This window comes from Geomonas oryzae, assembly GCF_004117875.1.
In the GTDB taxonomy this organism is placed as follows: Bacteria; Desulfobacterota; Desulfuromonadia; order Geobacterales; family Geobacteraceae; genus Geomonas; species Geomonas oryzae.
Genome location: NZ_RAHW01000001.1, coordinates 928,452 through 944,559, shown reverse-complemented (window position 1 = coordinate 944,559; position 16,108 = coordinate 928,452). Strand labels below are relative to the sequence as shown.

The window sequence follows — 16,108 nt, the reverse complement described above, 5'->3', positions numbered from 1 at the left end:
CGTTCCCACGGTGGACCGTAGGAACGATGCTTCGGGAATTACAGAGCAAAAAATCCCCCCCGTCCCCCCTTCGCAAAGGGGGGAGCACGAGGTCACCTGCAGCGCTTCGTGGACACACCTGTCCTCGTTCCACGGAGTTCCCGAAACCTTCGCAAAGGGGGAGCCTGCCCCCCGTCCCCCCTTCGCAAGAGGGGGAGCGCGAGGTCACCTGCAGCGCTTCTTGACACACCTGCCGTCGTTGCGGATTCGACAACGAACCTATGCGCCCAACGGCGCCTCGCAGTAGCGGTAGACGTTCTTGCCGTCCTGCTTGGCGCGGTACATGGCGCCGTCGGCGCAACGCACCATGCCATCCATATCGGTATCGCTGACGGGGTAGATGCAGATGCCGATGCTCACCCCGACCGACGCCTCCTCCCCTTCCAACTGGAAGGGGATCGAGAACGCCGCGATGATCCGCTCCGCAACCACCGCCGCGTCCTGCGGCTCCGCCATCTTGCTCAGGATGATGGTGAACTCGTCCCCTCCCATGCGCGCCACCATGTCGCAGGCGCGCACGCAATCCTTGAGGCGGCGTCCCGCCTCCACGAGCACCACGTCCCCCGCGGCATGACCGAAGCGATCGTTCACCTCCTTGAAGCAGTCGAGATCCAGGTACATGAGCGCCATCGGGTGATGGTAGCGCTTCGCCTCGGAGACCACGTGGTTCAACCGATCGAAGAAGAGCACCCGGTTCGGCAGGAAGGTGAGCGAGTCGTAGTGGGCAAGCGTTTCCAGACGCGCCTTGGCGAGTTTTCGCTCGGTGATGTCCCGAAAGATGACCTGCAGCGCTTTCTGTCCCCGGTACACGAAGGGCCCCACCCCGAGCTCCACCTCGATGGCGGTCCGGTCGCTGCGCAAGAGCCTCTCCTCGACCCACGGCGCGGTGGTGTCGCTCGACTCCGCGTAGCCCATCTGCTCCAGGAAGACCTCCTCAGACTCCCTTTGGATGAACTCCCGCATCTCGCGCCCCATGAGCTCTTCCGGAACCCCGCACCCGAGCATCTCGCACCCCGCCGGGTTGACGAAGACGAAGCAGCGGTCCACGAGGATGGCGATGCCGTCGAGGGAGAGCTCCACCAGGCGGCGGAAGCGCTCCTCGCTCTCGCCGATCGCCTCGACCATGTTCCTCAACTGCTCTTCGGTGTTGGCGCGCGTGGTCACGTCCTGCAGGGTCTGGATCGCCGCCAGAAGGTTCCCCTCGGCGTCACGGATCGGGGCGGCGTCGAAGCAGAGGTAGCGCTGTTTCCCCTTGAGCCGGTACCACCCCTCCGCCCGGAGCCCCTCCGGGATGAGGGCCGAGTCCGCGTAGCAGGGGTAGAGATCCGCCATCTCCTGCAGCGCTCCATCCACCACCACGTCGGCCAGCACCCGGCGCGGTTGCCCGTAGAAGGCGCGCCACGGCTCGGCCCCGCCGACCTGACGCGATGCCCCCACGCCGGTCAGCTCCTCCATCGCCCTGTTCCAGATGATGACCCGGTGCTGGGCATCGATGACGAAGCAGGGAACGGCGGAATGCTGCAACAGCTCTTCAGCGAAGCTCTTCTCCCGCTCCAGCAGGCGCCGCTGGCTGGCCAGCTCCTGCATCATCGCGTTGAAGGCCTGCACCAGCTCGCCGATCTCGTCCCCGCTTTGCAGCGGGATAGGCGTGAACGGGGTCCCGTCGCGCCCGGACTCGCGCACCCGGCCGGCGAACATCAGAAGCGGAGCGGTGAGACGGCCGACGAAGAGCCAGATGGTGATGAGCGCCAGCGGCAGTAGCGCACAGAGGCTGTAGAGGACGAGCCTTTCCGCCCGGGCGATCGGCTCGTAGGCCGTTGTGAGCGGGCGCTCCGCCGCGAGGATCCACCCCGTCGTCTTCAGCCGTTTGAAGGAGTAGATGCCGGCGACGCCCGAGGGGCTCAGCATCTCTCCGCTCCCCTCGTAACCGGCGATGACCCGGTCCAAGAGTTCCTTCTCTCCCTTGTGCACCATGGGAAGGCCGACCTTTTCCCGGTCCGGGTGCGCGATCATCTGGCGGTTATCGTTGAAGAGGAAGAAGTTGCCGCCGTCCCCCACATGCATGCGGGCCACCCGGCTCAGGAAATTCTCCTCCCGGAGTTCCACCTTACCCCCCAGCACCCCGATCACGCTGCCGTCGGCGCCCATGACCGGTGCGGTGAAGATCACGACCTGACGCCCCTCGCCCCGGGCCGAGGTGAAGGGTGGGGATATGTACGGCCTGCCTGAGGAGATCGTGCGCACGAAGTACTCGCGCGTGGCGAAACTTTTTCCGATGAGGGGGGTCTCCCCCGGCGCGTAGGCCAAGAGGGTGCCGGCAGGCGAGAAGAAGGCGGTGCCGTCGCTGAAAACCTGGTGCAGGTCGAGGCGGGCGTCGAGGAAATGCTGCAATTCGGCGGCGTCACCCGCCATGGAGGGGGGGATACTGAGTGCGACGGCGGTGAGCTCCCGCTGCGCCGCGGTGATGCGGTCGTCGAGCTCGCCGGCCATTGCGCTCACCACGGAGAACTGGCGACTAGCGGTGCTGGCCTTGAACTCCTGGATGAAGAACAGGAGTCCCAGCCCGGCGACCCCGGTGCTCACGGTGCCGACCAGGATGAAGACCACCGCAGCCAGCTTTATTTTCAGGCTGAACCTCGACATTGCCGTCGTCTGCTTCGTTTAGTCGGTGTGGGTGGCGAAAATCTGCTCGAAGTCTCCCGCCGCCCCCGCGAAGGCCTCCAGGACCTCCGGATCGAAATGGTGCGGCATGGTCCTGCCATCTCCCTTGGTGATGATCTCCACGGTCCTGTCGTGGTCAAGGGCGGGCTTGTAGACCCGCTTGCTCCGGAGCGCGTCGTACTGGTCCACCAGCATGACGATGCGCCCCTCCATGGGGGTCGCCTCCCCGACGAGTCGCGCGGGATAGCCGCTGCCGTCCCAGCGCTCATGATGGGTATTGGCGATGGAGGCCGCCATTTGCAGCACCATGTGGTTCGACCCGGCGAGGATCTTTCCGCCGATGGTGGTGTGCCCCTTCATGATCTCGAACTCCTCGCCGTTTAGCGGCCCGGCCTTGAGCAGGATGGCGTCCGGGATGCCGATCTTGCCGACGTCGTGCATCGGCGCCGACATGGCGATGGCGTCGATGAAATCGCGCGGCATGGCGAGCTGCTCGGCCAGCCGCTTCGCGTACAAGCCGATGCGGGCGATGTGTTTGCCCGTGTCCTCGTCCCTAAGCTCCGCCGCCGCGGTGAGCCTCTCGATGGTCTCCCGGCTCATGGCGCGCATCTGCACCAGCGCCTCCCCAAGCTCTCGGGTCCTGTCGAGGACCTGGCGCTCGAGCTCGGCCTTGTAGTTCTTCTCGACCAGGACCAGGCGCTGGTAGTTGATCCCCTTCTCGACGGCGTAGATCAGGTACGGGGTCTTGAAGGGCTTGATGATGAAGTCGAACGCCCCCTTCTTGATCGCCGAGACCGCCATCTCCAGCTCCGCATACGCGGTCATCAGGATCACCGGGATATCCTTGTCGAACTCGTGCACCTGTTCCAGGAGGTCGATACCGGTCATCTGGGGCATGTTGACGTCGGTCAGCACCACGTCCGGCGGCGACTGGCGCAAAAGTTCCAACGCCTCCATGCCGTTCGAGAAGGGATGCACCTCGAAGCCGCTCACCGACAGGAGCAGGGCGACGCTCTCCAGGACGTAAGGGTCGTCGTCAACCAGGATGACGCGACCGGACACAGTTGTTTCCATAGCTTCTCCGGATGTTTGGGCGATGCGTGCTCCCTTACGTAATGTCGGCAGATTTAATGGGAACTTGAGGGGGAGTTTTCTAAGGGAAGGCTAAGAGGTGCGGCGGGAGGGGGACGAAAGTGAAGAAGGGGACTGGCTCCGCAGGTGCCAGTCCCCTTTCGATGGTGATGATCTGATCGAGGAAGGGGGGAACTCCCGGGACGCTACTGCTTCTCCTGCGCCGGGGCCTCCTCCTTCGCGGGAGGAGCGCCTGCGTCCGGGGCTTTTTCCGGCGCGGGCTCGCCTGCGGCAGGCTGCTCGCCGGCTGCACCTCCCGAGGTCTCGGCGCCCCCCGTTCCCGGCTCGTCCGACAAGCCCTGCGGTACGGTGGCGCTGGTGCGGTTCGCCATGACCTCGACCTGCTTGATGCTCTCGTCGACCTTTCTCTGCAGGCGGCCGATGTTGGGCATCTCGGCCAGTGCCGCCTGGTATTCCCCGGAGGAGAGCACCCCCTTGTTGGCCAAAAGCCGCAGGATCATGTTCGAGCGCTTGAGCACCTTGTCCAGGTTCTTGTACGGGTTGTAGGCGACGCGGGGGCCGGGGAGCATGGCGGCGAGGAAAGCGCACTCGCGCGGGGTGAGCGCCGCCGCGGACTTGCCGAAGTAGTAGCGTGCGCCGTGCCCTATGCCGTGCACCATGGGCCCCAGTTCGATCACGTTCAGGTAGAGCTCGATGATGCGCCCCTTGGTGAGTTCCTGCTCCATCCGCTTCGCCAGGTAGAGCTCCTTCGCCTTCCTGGTCAGGGTCTTTTCCTGGGAGAGGAACAGGTTCTTGGCCACCTGCTGCGTGATGGTGGAGGCGCCGCGGGCGAAGCTCTGCTTCTCCAGGTCGTACTTGATCGCCTCCTTTATCGCCTTCACGTCGACCCCCTCGTGCTTGTAGAAGGAAGCGTCCTCGGCGAGGATTACCGCCCACTTCATCTCGGAGGGAATCTGGGAGAGCGGGGTCCAGTACTTGTTCTTCGGCCCCACCACCAGGGGGTGATAGTTACCCTGCCAGTCCTTCACCTGGATGGTCATGTTGGTCTTTTTGTTCTTGAGCGCGGTGACCGGCGGGAGGAAAAACAATGAGACGACGACATAGACGACATAAAGAGCGAGCAGTGCGGCGCCCCAGCGGAGGTATTTCTTCATGTTCATGTGATGCGATTCCTTTAAAGTGGGTCCACAGCTCCCTCTCCCCTCGGGAGAGGGTTGGGGTGAGGGAGGTGTCAATGGCAAAGATCACGGCTGGCTGCAACGCCCTCACCCGCCCTTCGGGCACCCTCTCCCAAGGGGAGAGGGTAATGGGATAGTCGCTGTCATCTTGGACGCGCCATCCGCGCCGCCATGACGAGGGCCGCCTTCATGCTGGCGGCGCTCGCTCGGCCGGTGCCGGCGAGATCGTAGGCGGTGCCGTGGTCCACCGAGGTGCGGATGATGGGAAGCCCCAGGGTCACGTTCACCCCGTCGTCGAAGTGGAGCAGCTTGAGCGGGATGAGCCCCTGGTCGTGGTACATGCAGACCACCGCGTCGTACCCCCCCTGCGCGGCAAAGTGGAAAAGGGTGTCGGCGGAGAGCGGTCCGCTCGCATCGATCCCTTCCGCCCTGGCCTGCGCGATGGCGGGCGCGATGATGCGGCTTTCCTCGTCGCCGAACATCCCCCCCTCGCCGCAATGCGGGTTGAGTGCGAGCACGGCCAGGCGCGGTGTCCTGCAGAACCAGCGGGATAGCGACGCGTTGGTGATCCGGATGGTGGAGAGGACACGCTCGAAGGTGACGAGTTCCGGGACCCGGGAGAGCGCCTCGTGGATGGTGACCAGGGTGACGCGCAGGCGCTCGCCGGCCAGCATCATCACCACTTCGTGGCCGCCGGTCAGCTCGGCGAGAAGTTCGGTGTGGCCGGGGAAATGATGCCCCGCGCTGTTCATCGACTCCTTGTTGATGGGGGCGGTCGCCATGGCGGCCGCGGTCCCGTCCATGCAGAGCCTCGCGGCCTCGCAGATGTAGCGGTAGCAGGCGTCACCCCCGGCGGGGGTGGGGCGGCCGAATTCCATCTGGCCGGGTTCCAGGGAGGAGAGCTCGCGCAGGTAGAGCGTCCCCGTGACCGCTTCCGCGTGAGGGATGAGGTCCGGGGCTGAGACGACGGCAAGGTCGACGCCGGCGACGGCGATGCCGCGCTCCATGGCGCCGCGGTCACCAAGGACCAGCGGCCGGCAAAGCGCGGTGACGGCGGGGTCGGCAAGCGCGGCGGCGATGATCTCCGGCCCGATGCCGCTCGGGTCACCCATAGTTAGGGCTATGATCGGTTTTTCCAAAGGGTTCTCCTTTAAAGCCCGCACAAAGGAATAGGGGCCTTTGAGCCCCTATCCGCTTTCCCAAAGGGGGACGACAGGCACCTGACGGAGCCAGTCCCCTTGCAGCCTACTTGCGCACGTTGAGCGGCAGGATCAGCTTCTGCACCTGGCCGGTCTCACGCTCGCGCCACTGCAGCCTCAGCTCCTTGGCGCTCGGGGCCTCGCCCGGGAAGAAGATGAAGCCGTTGGAAAGGCTGTCGGCGGGAATGGGACGTCCCTCCAGCCCCTTGCTCCTCAGGTCGTCCGAGATGCGGTTCTCGCGCTCGTTGGAGGTCCCCTCCTGGGTGCCGCCGATGATGGCGCCGCCTGCCGCACCGATCGCGGCCCCCTTGCCGAGACTCCCCGCCACGCTCTTGCCGGACACGATGCCGAGTGCGGCGCCGAGCACGGTACCCGCCGCGGCGCCTAGCAGCGCCCCCTTGCCGGCACCCTTGCCGAAGAAGGAGGCGAACTGGGTCGAGCTTTCCAGGCGGTCGAAGGCGACCTTGTTGGTGACCATGGGCCAGTAGTTCCCCCCCTCGTCCACCAGGAAGGTCTGCCCTGCCATGAGCTCCAGGGTCTTGCCGCTCTTGTTGTCCATGACGAGCATGACCGGCAAAAGCCCCGCTCCCTTGATGTCGAAACCGAAGGCCTGCTCTGCGGAGTCCGCGGTCGCGTACGCCTCGCCTCCGAGGGAGACACCACTTTGCTCCATGTGGTTCACGTATGCCTCGGGGGGACGGAAGGAAACGTACTGGCTCTTGTAATGGGTGCATCCGGAAAAGAGCATCATCGCGATCATCATGGCGGCTACTTTTCTCATGACTGGCCTCCTTGCATTCTCATTAGTATCACCGCAGTAACTATATACCCGTTTTCAGGCCCGCTCAAGCCCGGCGAAGCGCACGAGGAGCTTCTTCGGCCCGCCGAGCGAGTTGAACCAGACGATCACCTTCTGGTTGTCCCCCTCCCCCTCGATCTTCCGGATGGTGCCCGGACCGAACTGGGCGTGGCGCACCTTCATCCCCACCCAGATGCCGTCCTCGCCGTCTTCCGGGACCATGCGCACCTCGTTGTCCGCCACCTCCGGCTCCATCTCGTCCTCGAAGAGGGAGGCCAGGTTGTGCGAGGAGGAAGAGAAGTCGCGCGAGGGCTCGGAACGCTGCCAGAGGTCCCCCCCGTCCAGGAGCTCCTTCGGGATGTCCGCGATGAAGCGGGCCGGAGCGTTCATCTGCTCCTGGCCGAAGATGTGGCGCCGGCGCACGTTCAAAAGAAACAGGCGTTTTTTCGCCCGGGTCATCCCGACGTAGCAGAGCCTTCTCTCCTCCTCCATCTGCTCCGGATTCTCAAGGGCACGCGCGTGGGGGAAGAGCTTCTCCTCCATGCCGATCATGAAGACGAGCTGGAACTCGAGCCCCTTGGCCGAGTGCAGCGTCATAAGCGTAGCGGAAGCCTTCTTGCCGTCCCCCTCGTGCTCGAGGTCGGAAACCAGCGCCACCTGCTCCAGGAAATCGGCAAGCCCCTTCTCGCCCGGCCCGTTCTCGTAGACCTGCATGGCGGTCACCAATTCCTGCAGGTTCTCGATGCGGTCCTGCCCCTCGTCGCGGGGAAGGCTCTTCAGGCGCGCGTAATATCCGGAATCGTTGATGACGGCGGCGGTGAGCTCGGAGAGCGGGAGCTTCTCGGAGAGGGCCTTGTAACCCTCCATCTCGTTCACGAAGGCGGCGACCTTTCCCTTCGCGGCGGCGGGGAGCAGCGGCCCGTAGGCCCCCTCCAGCATGGCGTCGTGGAACGGGATCCCCTTCTCGTTGGCGAATTCGGCGATTTTTTGCACCGTCGTATTGCCGATGCCGCGCGGCGGGGTGTTGATGATGCGCTTTAACGAGACGTCGTCGGCCGGGTTGTCGAGCACTTTCAGGTAGGCGAGGATGTCCTTCACCTCGAGGCGGGCGTAGAACCGGACGCCGCCGACCATGTGGTACGGGACACTCGCCGCCACCATGGCGTCCTCGATGACGCGGGACTGCGCGTTGGTGCGGTAGAAGACGGCGACCTCGGAGAGATCCCCCCCCTCGGAGAGGAAGCGCTCGATCTCGCGGCAGACCAGACGCGCCTCCTCCCACTCGTTGGGGAGGGTGCGGTAGACGATCGCTTCCCCTTCCGGGTTGTCGGTCCAAAGCCTTTTGGGCTTTCTGCCCCGGTTCTTCTGCACCACGTGCCAGGCGCCGTCCAGGATGTTCTTGGTGGAACGGTAGTTCTGCTCGAGCTTCACTACCTTGACGTTCGGGAAATCCTTCTCGAATTCGAGGATGTTGCGGATGTCGGCGCCGCGCCAGCCGTAGATGGACTGGTCGTCGTCGCCGACCACGCAGAGGTTCTGCCTCTCCCCGGCGAGGAGCTGCACCAGGCGGTACTGCACCGGGTTCGTGTCCTGGTACTCGTCGACCATGATCCAGCGGTAGCGCTTCAGGTACTTTTCCAGCACCTCCGGGTGCTCTTCGAAGAGCTGCACGGTGAGGAGCAACAGGTCGCCGAAGTCGACCGCGTTGCAGCGCTTGAGACGCTCCTGGTAGCAGCGGTACACCCGGGCGAGCGTCGCCTGATAGGGGGAATCGGCCGGGACGTCGAAAGGGGTCATCCCCTGGTTCTTGAACTCGTCGATGGAGCTTCCCAAGAGCTTCACCGGATAGCGCTTCTCGTCCAGGTTCAGCTCGGCCGCGCAGTCCTTCAGGAGGCGTTCGCAGTCCTTGTCGTCGTAGATGGCGAAATTGGGGTCGTAGCCCAGGCTCTTGATGTCGTTTCTGAGAAAGCGGGCGCAGGTGGAATGGAAGGTGGAGACGAGCGGCGTCTCGCCGTCGCCCAGCATGTGCCGGATGCGCTCGCGCATCTCGCCTGCGGCCTTGTTGGTGAAGGTGACGGCCAGGATCTGCCAGGGGGGGACGCCCCGCTCGTGGATCAGGTAGGCGATGCGGTGTACGATGACGCGGGTCTTGCCGGAGCCCGCGCCGGCAAGGACCAGGAGCGGTCCCTCGCCGTGCTGCACGGCCTCCTTCTGCGGAGGGTTCAGGTTGTGGAGCAGTTTCATGGTTTTCCTTAAGGCCCGCCGGGGCTTAGGCGCCCCGGGAGGAAGCGCCTCTTTATACCACCTAAGCCCCGTTCAGGTCAAAAGGGAATCTCCCTACAGCTCCTCCAGGGCCCGGGCCAGCGCTCCCCGCAGCGGTTTCGGGAGCAGCGCGAACCTGACGCCGATCCCCTTGGGACGGGTCTTCCCGCTCTCGTAGGTCCAGACCACCTTGCAGGGGGTATCGACGGCGGTGCCGTCGGGGAGGGTAAAGGAGACATGGATGACGTTCCCGGACTTGGCGACGAGGTCGGTAGCGACATACGCCCCCTCCACACCCAGGTCGTGCAGCGTGCAGGGCGCGGAGACCCCGTTGCAGGAAAGGGTGGCCGGGAGGCTGCAGGGGATGCGCTTCTCGCGGCGGTCGATGTCCGGGATGAACTCGCGGGCGATCTCCAGAAACCGGTCGCGCCCGGCGGGCTTGGTGAGGAAGTAGTTGCAGCCGGCGGCAAGGCTCTCTTCGCGGTCCGACTCCGATGAGCTTGAGGAGACGATCACGACGGGGGTGTCGCCGTGCGACGGGGTGGCGCGGATCGCCTTGCAGCAGCTCGCACCATCCATGTTGGGCATCTGCAGGTCCATGAAAACGACGCGGGGACTGTGGGATTGCACCGCCTCCAGCGCCTCGACGCCGTCGCGCGCGGTAACGATTTTTACATCGGCATGCCGGAAAAAATCTCTCTCGATTTCGAGGAACATCTGCAGATCGTCAACGAGCAGAATGGTGGGTTGCAATGGCATCTTCTCCCTGCGAGGACAAATTTTGAATATAGAAATTTTTCAAATAAAATACGACTTACCGTACGCCAAGTCAAGGTACTGAAGTCCACGGAGCCGCGCCTGTCCGCACATGCGCCTGCAGGGCGCCCCCCGACCACCCTTAAAAACCCCACAAAGTGCCGGACTTTCGACTTTTCCGGTCGTGAGAGCATCGTAACCACAAGTAAGAGAAACTCCGACATCAAAATGGGCCCGCAGCTTATATATGGCGGGAGCAATTATTGTTACCTTTCAAGAGCTTTCCTGATCTGGCATCATCTTCCGCCGCCCCCCCGGCCCTTTCCCCGGCTGCAATAGAAAAGGGGACCGGCACCTGCGGAGCCAGTCCCCACGTGCATGGAGCAGCGCTTTTATGACAGCAAACAGCATGACCCGCATACCGCTCGTCGCCCTGGCCTACGCCGTTCTAGGCGCCCTCGGCCTCGCCCTGGCCATTCCGCCGGGCTATGCGAGCCCGGTCTTTCCCGCCGCCGGCCTCGCGGTCGCCGCGACGCTCTACTTCGGCAACCGCATCCTCCCCGGCATCTGGCTCGGCTCCCTCTTCATCAACCTTGCCGCCCCCTGTTACCACGGCACGTTGGACGCGGACTCTGCGGTAGTGGCCGTGCTTCTCGGCACCGGGGCGACACTGCAGGCTTACGCCGCGGCAGCCCTGGCGATCCGCTTTTTGGGAGAGAAGTGGCGCGTGCTCGAATCCGAGCGGGATATCGCCTGCTTCCTCATCTGCAGCGGCCCGGTCGCCTGTCTCATCTCGGCCACGGTCGGAATCGCGTCGCTCCACCTGGCCGGCATCATCCCGAACGAAGATCTTGCCTTCTCCTGGTGGAGCTGGTGGAGCGGCGACACGTTGGGGGTGGTGCTATTCGCCCCGCTCACCCTGATCTTCCTGCTCAGGGAATCTCCATGGAAGGAGCGTTTGCTGAACGTCACCGTCCCGATGACGGTAACGCTCATCCTGGTCGCGGCGGCCTACCTCGGCATCGCACGCTGGGAGCAAAGACAGCAGGAGGCACAGATCGCCGACCACGGCAGAAAGCTGACCCGGCTGCTCGATCACCGCCTGATCGCGCACCAGGAGGCCCTCGCCGCGCTGCGCCGGGTGATCGAGATGAACCCGGAGATGACCTTCCGGCAGTTCGAGTATTTCACCAGCATAACTTTGCGCGACAACCCGGACATCTTCGGGCTGAGCTTCAACCCCTTCGTGCCCCAAGCCGACCGCAGCCGCTTCGAAAGCGCGATGGCGGCCAAATCACCGACCGGCAGTTTCAGGATCACCGAGAGAAACGGCAGGAAAGAACTCGTCTCCGCCGGATCACGCCCGCACTACGTCTGTGTAGGCTACATCGCTCCCATCGCCGGGAACCTCCCCGCGATAGGTTTCGACATCAACTCGGAACCGATACGCCGCGCGGCCATCGACAAGGCCCTCAGTACCGGGCGCCCTGCGGTCACCGCGCCGATCCAGCTCGTGCAGGAGCAGCAGAAACGGGTCGGGGTACTGTTGATGCACCCCGCCTACCGCGGGTCCGGGGCGGCGGTCGCGACCGACCCCGCTTCGCCTCTGGGCTTCGCCGTCGCCGTCATCAAGGTTGACGAGATGATCCGCATCGCCGTCCGCGACCAGTTGCCCGAGGGGCTCGAACTGCGGGTCAGCGATCCCGCGGCGCCTGCGCCAAAACGCGTCCTCTTCCAGTCGGTAAGTGCGCGGCAGCCCGCCGATTCCTACGCCTGGCACGGCAAACTCACCATCGCCGACCGCCAGTGGATCGTAGACATCTTCCCCACCGCCGAGTACCTGGCCCAGCACCGGTCCTGGATCGCCTGGAGCGTCGGGATCATCGGGCTCCTCTTCGCCGCCCTCCTGCAGGTCATGATGCTCGCCATGACCGGACGCACATCGGTCATCCAGCGGCGGGTATCCGAACAGACCGTAGCCCTGATGCAGGCGAAGGAACAGGCAGACGCGGCAAACCAGGCCAAGGGAGAGTTCCTGGCCAACGTAAGCCACGAGATCCGCACGCCGATGAACGCCATCATCGGCATCGCCTATCTCATGCGCCGCGACGCCACCGGCCGGCAGCGCCAGCAGCTTTGCAAGATCGACCGGGCCGCCCGGCACCTGCTCGGCATCATCAACGACGTACTCGACTTCTCGAAGATCGATGCCAAGAAAATGACTCTGCAACCTACCGTATTCGGCGTCCCCTCCATCATCGAAACGATCCGCTCGGTACTCGCGGACCGGATCGAGCAGGCCCAGGTGGATTTTATCGTCGACGTACGCAACATCCCGCGCCGGGTGTACGGCGACGACCTTAAGTTGGAGCAGATATTGCTTAACTTCGTCAGCAACGCGTTCAAGTTCACCGAGCGTGGGACCATCGAGCTGCGCGGCGAGAAAATGCGTTGCGAAGGGGAGCAGGTCTGGCTCAGGTTCTCGGTGCGCGACACCGGCATCGGCATGACACCGGAGCAGCAGGAGAAGATCTTCAACGCCTTCGAGCAGGGGGACGGCTCCACGACCAGGCGCTACGGCGGGACCGGCCTAGGGCTCGCCATCTGCCAGCGCCTTGCGGAACTGATGGGTGGGCACATCCAGGTCGAGAGCACCCACGGTGCCGGTAGCACCTTCTCTTTCGAGGCACCTTTTGGCCTGGTGGACGGCGCCGAGGTCACCGATCGCAGCGTAGCAGCGGCAACGGCGCGGGCCGAGGCGGTTGACGTGGAGGCACGCCTTGCCCCCCATGCCGGCCAGAAGATCCTCCTTGCCGAGGACAACCCGCTCAACAGGGAAGTGATCATCGACCTTTTACAGCATGTGGGGCTCGAGGTGGATGCGGCGGTCGACGGCGAGAAGGCGTTGCAACTCGCCCGGCAAAAGCGTTACGACCTCGTGCTGCTCGACCTGCAGATGCCGGTGATGGGGGGGATCGAAACGGTGCAGCAACTGCGACAGCTTGCCGGGTACGGGTCGGCACCCGTGCTCGCGCTGACGGCGAACGCCCTGGAAGACGACGTGGAGGCGTGCCGCCGCGCCGGTATGAACGCCCACCTAAGCAAGCCGGTCGATCCGAACCAGCTCTACGCCACGCTGCTCAACTGGCTGCCGAAGCCGGCCGTCGCGCCGCGCCTGGTGGAAGGCCGGATCACGAACGAGGAGGGTACCAGCGCCAACGACCTCATCATGGCCATTCCGGGGTTGGACGTCGCGACGGCGCTGCGCAGCTTCCGCGGCAATGCGGCGCGCCTCGTCGCCATGCTGTCGCGCTTCAGCAGCTCGCACGCGGCGGACGCCATGATCATCGAGGAGGCGGTCGAACAGGGGAACCTTGCAGCGGTACGGCATCTCGCGCACAACCTGAAGGGTACCGCGGGGGCTCTCGGGCTCGCGGCCATTCAGCGGGCCGCGGGGGAGGTGGAAATGGCGGTGAGGGAGCAGCAGCCCAGGGAGGGCCTGTTGCCGCTTTGTCGGAACCTGCAGAGGAAGGTCGCCGAGGTTTCCCCCTTCCTGCAGTCCCTTCCGGGAGCGCACCCGGTGCCGGAGGCGGCCGTTCCCTGGCCCCGGCTGCGTGACGGCATGCAGCGGCTGCATGACCTGCTTGCCAATGACGACATCGAGGCGGTACAGTGCTTCGACGAATTGCGCGGCATGCTGTCCGAGACGGGGCTGGACGATACCCGGGAGCTCGCGCGACACGTCGAGGCATTTGCCTTCGACCGGGCGCTGGTTCAGCTGGGAGCGATGATGGAGCGGTTTCAACAGGCCCCGAAGTAAGAGCGGATGCCGATTGCGGCAGGGCAATGAAACGAGGAGGGTTTGATGAACAGGAAGAACGAGCGCCCGACGGTCCTCATCGTCGACGACACCCCGGACAACCTCGCCTTCATGGGACAGCTGCTCAAGGACGACTACCAGGTGCGGGTGGCCACCAACGGGGCGAAGGCCCTGCAGATCGCGCGGGACGCACGCCCTCTCGACGTCATCCTGCTCGACATAATGATGCCCGAGCTCGACGGCTACGAGGTGTGCCGTCTCCTGAAAAGCGATCCCGCCACGAGAGAAATCCCCGTCATCTTCCTTACCGCGAAATCGGATCCGGAGAGCGAGCGTCGCGGCCTGGAACTCGGTGCCGCCGACTACATCACGAAGCCGATCAGCCCCCCCATCGTCCTCGCACGCATCAAGACCCAATTGAACCTGAAGGCCGCCGCCGATTTCATGCGCAACAAAAACGAGCTTCTGGAGCGGGAAGTGGCCCAGCGCACCGGGGAACTGCAGAAGTCCAACCAGCAGTTGCGGCTATTGGCCGCCCGGGTGGAAACGGTAGCGGAGCAGGAGCGGATCGAGATCGCAAGGGAGCTGCACGACGAGTTGGGGCAGCTGCTGACCGCCTTGAAACTCGACCTCGCCTGGCTCAAAAGGCGCTCTCCCGAGGGAGACACGCCGGTCGCAGGTAAGATCGAGGCCATGGACCAGGTGATCAACGCAACCATCGGGACGGTGCGGCGCCTGACCACCGGCCTGCGCCCGAGGATGCTGGACGAGCTCGGTGTGGTTGCGGCGATAGAGGCGGAAGTGCAGGAAATGCGTAACCGGCACGTGGAGTGCACCCTCGCTGTCCCGCGGCGTGACACCGCCATCGACAAGGAGCGCCAGGTGTCGCTGTTCAGGATCTTCCAGGAGAGCATGACCAACGTCATGCGCCACTCCGGCGCCACCCGTGTCGAGATACTGCTCGACCTGGACGAGGAGCGCGCCCTGCTGCAGGTGGCCGACAACGGCTGCGGCATCGGCAGCGCGCCCGCCAACAACCGTTCCCTCGGCCTTGTCGGGATGCAGGAGCGCGCCCACCGCTGGGGCGGCAGCTTCGAAATCAAGGGAAGCCCCGGCGCCGGCACCACGGTCCGCGCCGTCATCCCGCTCAGGGAAAGCGGGGACGCCGGAAGTGGCATCCCCCTCACCTGATCTGTCCGTCCCACTTCCACGCACCGCCACCCCACCAGTGCCCGAGTCCACGCCTTTTCGGAGCCGGACGCCCCGTGATCCCGACTTGAAAGCTACGCCGACTTACCGCGCCTTTCCAGCAGCCGGTTCTTTATCCCCCGCGCCTCACGGAGCGCTTGCGGGCTCAGCCGGTCCGGAGCGACGTTCTCGCGGTCGGCGCGCCGCACCTCCTCGCAGAAGGCGATGCTCCCGAGCAGACGCTCCGGCGGTATCGCCGCTTCGATGAGGCGCAGGTCCTCCGCGTCGCGCACCTTGCTTCCCACCACGAAAACCTCCTCGATGCCTAAGTCCCCGGCGAGTTTCACGATCTGGTGCGCTGTCTGAAGGCTGCGCTGCCCCGGCTCCACCACGACCACCAGCGCGTCCACCGCTTCGGCGGTGCGGCGTCCCAGGTGTTCGAGCCCCGCCTCCATGTCCATGATGACCACTTCGTCACGCTCGAGGAGAAGGTGCCCCATGAGGCGCTTCACCAGGGTGCTTTCCGGGCAGGCACAGCCGCGTCCCCCCTGCTCCAGGGTGCCCATCCAGAGGAAACGGACCCCTTCGTGCTCCAGGCAGAACTGCTCCGGGAGGTCGCTCACCTTCGGGTTCAGCTTGAAGAATGAGCCATAGCCGCCGGCGGCCCCGGTGCGCTCCTCGGCGAGCTCCTTCATGCGCGCCACCGGCTGGAGGTCCGCCGCACGTTCCGCCGGGATGCCGAGTGCTGCGGCCAGATTTGCGTCGGGATCGGCGTCGACGGCCAGCACGCGGCCGCCGTCGTCGGTGAAGACGCGGCAGAGGAGGCTCGCGAAGGTGGTCTTCCCGACGCCCCCCTTGCCGGTGATGGCGATCTTCAGCCCCGGCCCGCGCTGCGGTACGGCGTGGAGATGGGGGTCGTGATGATGGCCGCCATGTCCATGATCGTGATGATGGTTATGATGGTGGTCGTGGTCATGCGCGTGGTTGTGATGGTCGCACATCCTTTCTATCTCCTTGTCTCGTCTCCCCCTCCCTTGACGGGAGGGGGCTGGGGGGGGTGGGTGAAGCTGCAACCGGCACCGCTGATGGCGAATTCCCCCACCCCCTGTCCCCC

10 protein-coding genes are annotated in these 16,108 nt (G+C 64.8%); 2 read left to right on the top strand and 8 right to left on the bottom strand.

The window, feature by feature from the left end:
* Nucleotides 1–258: 258 nt before the first annotated feature.
* The 7 genes from D6Z24_RS04240 to D6Z24_RS04210 form a co-directional block, all read right to left on the bottom strand.
* Nucleotides 259–2,682: a diguanylate cyclase domain-containing protein gene (locus tag D6Z24_RS04240; RefSeq protein WP_129125277.1), complete on the bottom strand. Its 2,424-nt coding sequence runs from the start codon at nucleotides 2,680–2,682 to the stop codon at nucleotides 259–261.
* An 18-nt stretch (nucleotides 2,683–2,700) separates the two neighbouring features.
* Nucleotides 2,701–3,774 (bottom strand): response regulator, encoded by a 1,074-nt coding sequence (locus D6Z24_RS04235; protein ID WP_129125276.1) that lies wholly within the window; start codon nucleotides 3,772–3,774, stop codon nucleotides 2,701–2,703.
* A gap of 203 nt (nucleotides 3,775–3,977) precedes the next feature.
* Nucleotides 3,978–4,952, bottom strand: a complete 975-nt coding sequence (locus D6Z24_RS04230; protein ID WP_129125275.1) for a transglycosylase domain-containing protein — start codon at nucleotides 4,950–4,952, stop codon at nucleotides 3,978–3,980.
* 161 nt (nucleotides 4,953–5,113) lie between these two features.
* Complete coding sequence (gene pdxA / locus D6Z24_RS04225; RefSeq protein ID WP_129125427.1) at nucleotides 5,114–6,082, bottom strand: 4-hydroxythreonine-4-phosphate dehydrogenase PdxA; 969 nt, start codon at nucleotides 6,080–6,082, stop codon at nucleotides 5,114–5,116.
* 133 nt (nucleotides 6,083–6,215) lie between these two features.
* Nucleotides 6,216–6,950 carry a glycine zipper family protein gene (locus tag D6Z24_RS04220; RefSeq protein WP_129125274.1) on the bottom strand — a complete coding sequence of 245 codons (735 nt, stop codon included), beginning with the start codon at nucleotides 6,948–6,950 and terminating at the stop codon, nucleotides 6,216–6,218.
* A gap of 54 nt (nucleotides 6,951–7,004) precedes the next feature.
* Nucleotides 7,005–9,212: an ATP-dependent helicase gene (locus tag D6Z24_RS04215; protein WP_129125273.1), complete on the bottom strand. Its 2,208-nt coding sequence runs from the start codon at nucleotides 9,210–9,212 to the stop codon at nucleotides 7,005–7,007.
* A 93-nt stretch (nucleotides 9,213–9,305) separates the two neighbouring features.
* A complete protein-coding gene (locus tag D6Z24_RS04210; protein WP_246014555.1) occupies nucleotides 9,306–9,989 on the bottom strand; it encodes a response regulator in 684 nt (227 codons plus the stop codon).
* Between the two features lie 391 nt (nucleotides 9,990–10,380).
* Between D6Z24_RS04210 and D6Z24_RS04205 the strand changes: the two genes are divergently transcribed.
* Together D6Z24_RS04205 and D6Z24_RS04200 are read left to right on the top strand one after the other, a co-directional pair.
* On the top strand, nucleotides 10,381–13,806 hold the full coding sequence (locus D6Z24_RS04205) for a CHASE domain-containing protein (protein WP_129125271.1): 3,426 nt from the start codon (nucleotides 10,381–10,383) through the stop codon (nucleotides 13,804–13,806).
* Between the two features lie 45 nt (nucleotides 13,807–13,851).
* Nucleotides 13,852–14,997 carry an ATP-binding response regulator gene (locus tag D6Z24_RS04200; protein WP_129125270.1) on the top strand — a complete coding sequence of 382 codons (1,146 nt, stop codon included), beginning with the start codon at nucleotides 13,852–13,854 and terminating at the stop codon, nucleotides 14,995–14,997.
* 92 nt (nucleotides 14,998–15,089) lie between these two features.
* On the opposite strand, the gene D6Z24_RS04195 is transcribed toward D6Z24_RS04200, so the two are convergent.
* On the bottom strand, nucleotides 15,090–15,995 hold the full coding sequence (locus D6Z24_RS04195; protein ID WP_246014554.1) for an ATP-binding protein: 906 nt from the start codon (nucleotides 15,993–15,995) through the stop codon (nucleotides 15,090–15,092).
* Between the last annotated feature and the right edge of the window lie 113 nt (nucleotides 15,996–16,108).

What these genes read in the sequence shown, in the direction of transcription:
- D6Z24_RS04230 (WP_129125275.1), bottom strand. Translation starts at nt 4,952, where the DNA reads ATGAACATGAAGAAATACCTCCGCTGGGGCGCCGCACTGCTCGCTCTT.
- D6Z24_RS04205 (WP_129125271.1), top strand. Translation starts at nt 10,381, where the DNA reads ATGACAGCAAACAGCATGACCCGCATACCGCTCGTCGCCCTGGCCTAC.
- D6Z24_RS04235 (WP_129125276.1), bottom strand. Translation starts at nt 3,774, where the DNA reads ATGGAAACAACTGTGTCCGGTCGCGTCATCCTGGTTGACGACGACCCT.
- pdxA (WP_129125427.1), bottom strand. Translation starts at nt 6,082, where the DNA reads ATGGGTGACCCGAGCGGCATCGGGCCGGAGATCATCGCCGCCGCGCTT.
- D6Z24_RS04210 (WP_246014555.1), bottom strand. Translation starts at nt 9,989, where the DNA reads ATGCCATTGCAACCCACCATTCTGCTCGTTGACGATCTGCAGATGTTC.
- D6Z24_RS04240 (WP_129125277.1), bottom strand. Translation starts at nt 2,682, where the DNA reads ATGTCGAGGTTCAGCCTGAAAATAAAGCTGGCTGCGGTGGTCTTCATC.
- D6Z24_RS04195 (WP_246014554.1), bottom strand. Translation starts at nt 15,995, where the DNA reads ATGTGCGACCATCACAACCACGCGCATGACCACGACCACCATCATAAC.
- D6Z24_RS04220 (WP_129125274.1), bottom strand. Translation starts at nt 6,950, where the DNA reads ATGAGAAAAGTAGCCGCCATGATGATCGCGATGATGCTCTTTTCCGGA.
- D6Z24_RS04215 (WP_129125273.1), bottom strand. Translation starts at nt 9,212, where the DNA reads ATGAAACTGCTCCACAACCTGAACCCTCCGCAGAAGGAGGCCGTGCAG.
- D6Z24_RS04200 (WP_129125270.1), top strand. Translation starts at nt 13,852, where the DNA reads ATGAACAGGAAGAACGAGCGCCCGACGGTCCTCATCGTCGACGACACC.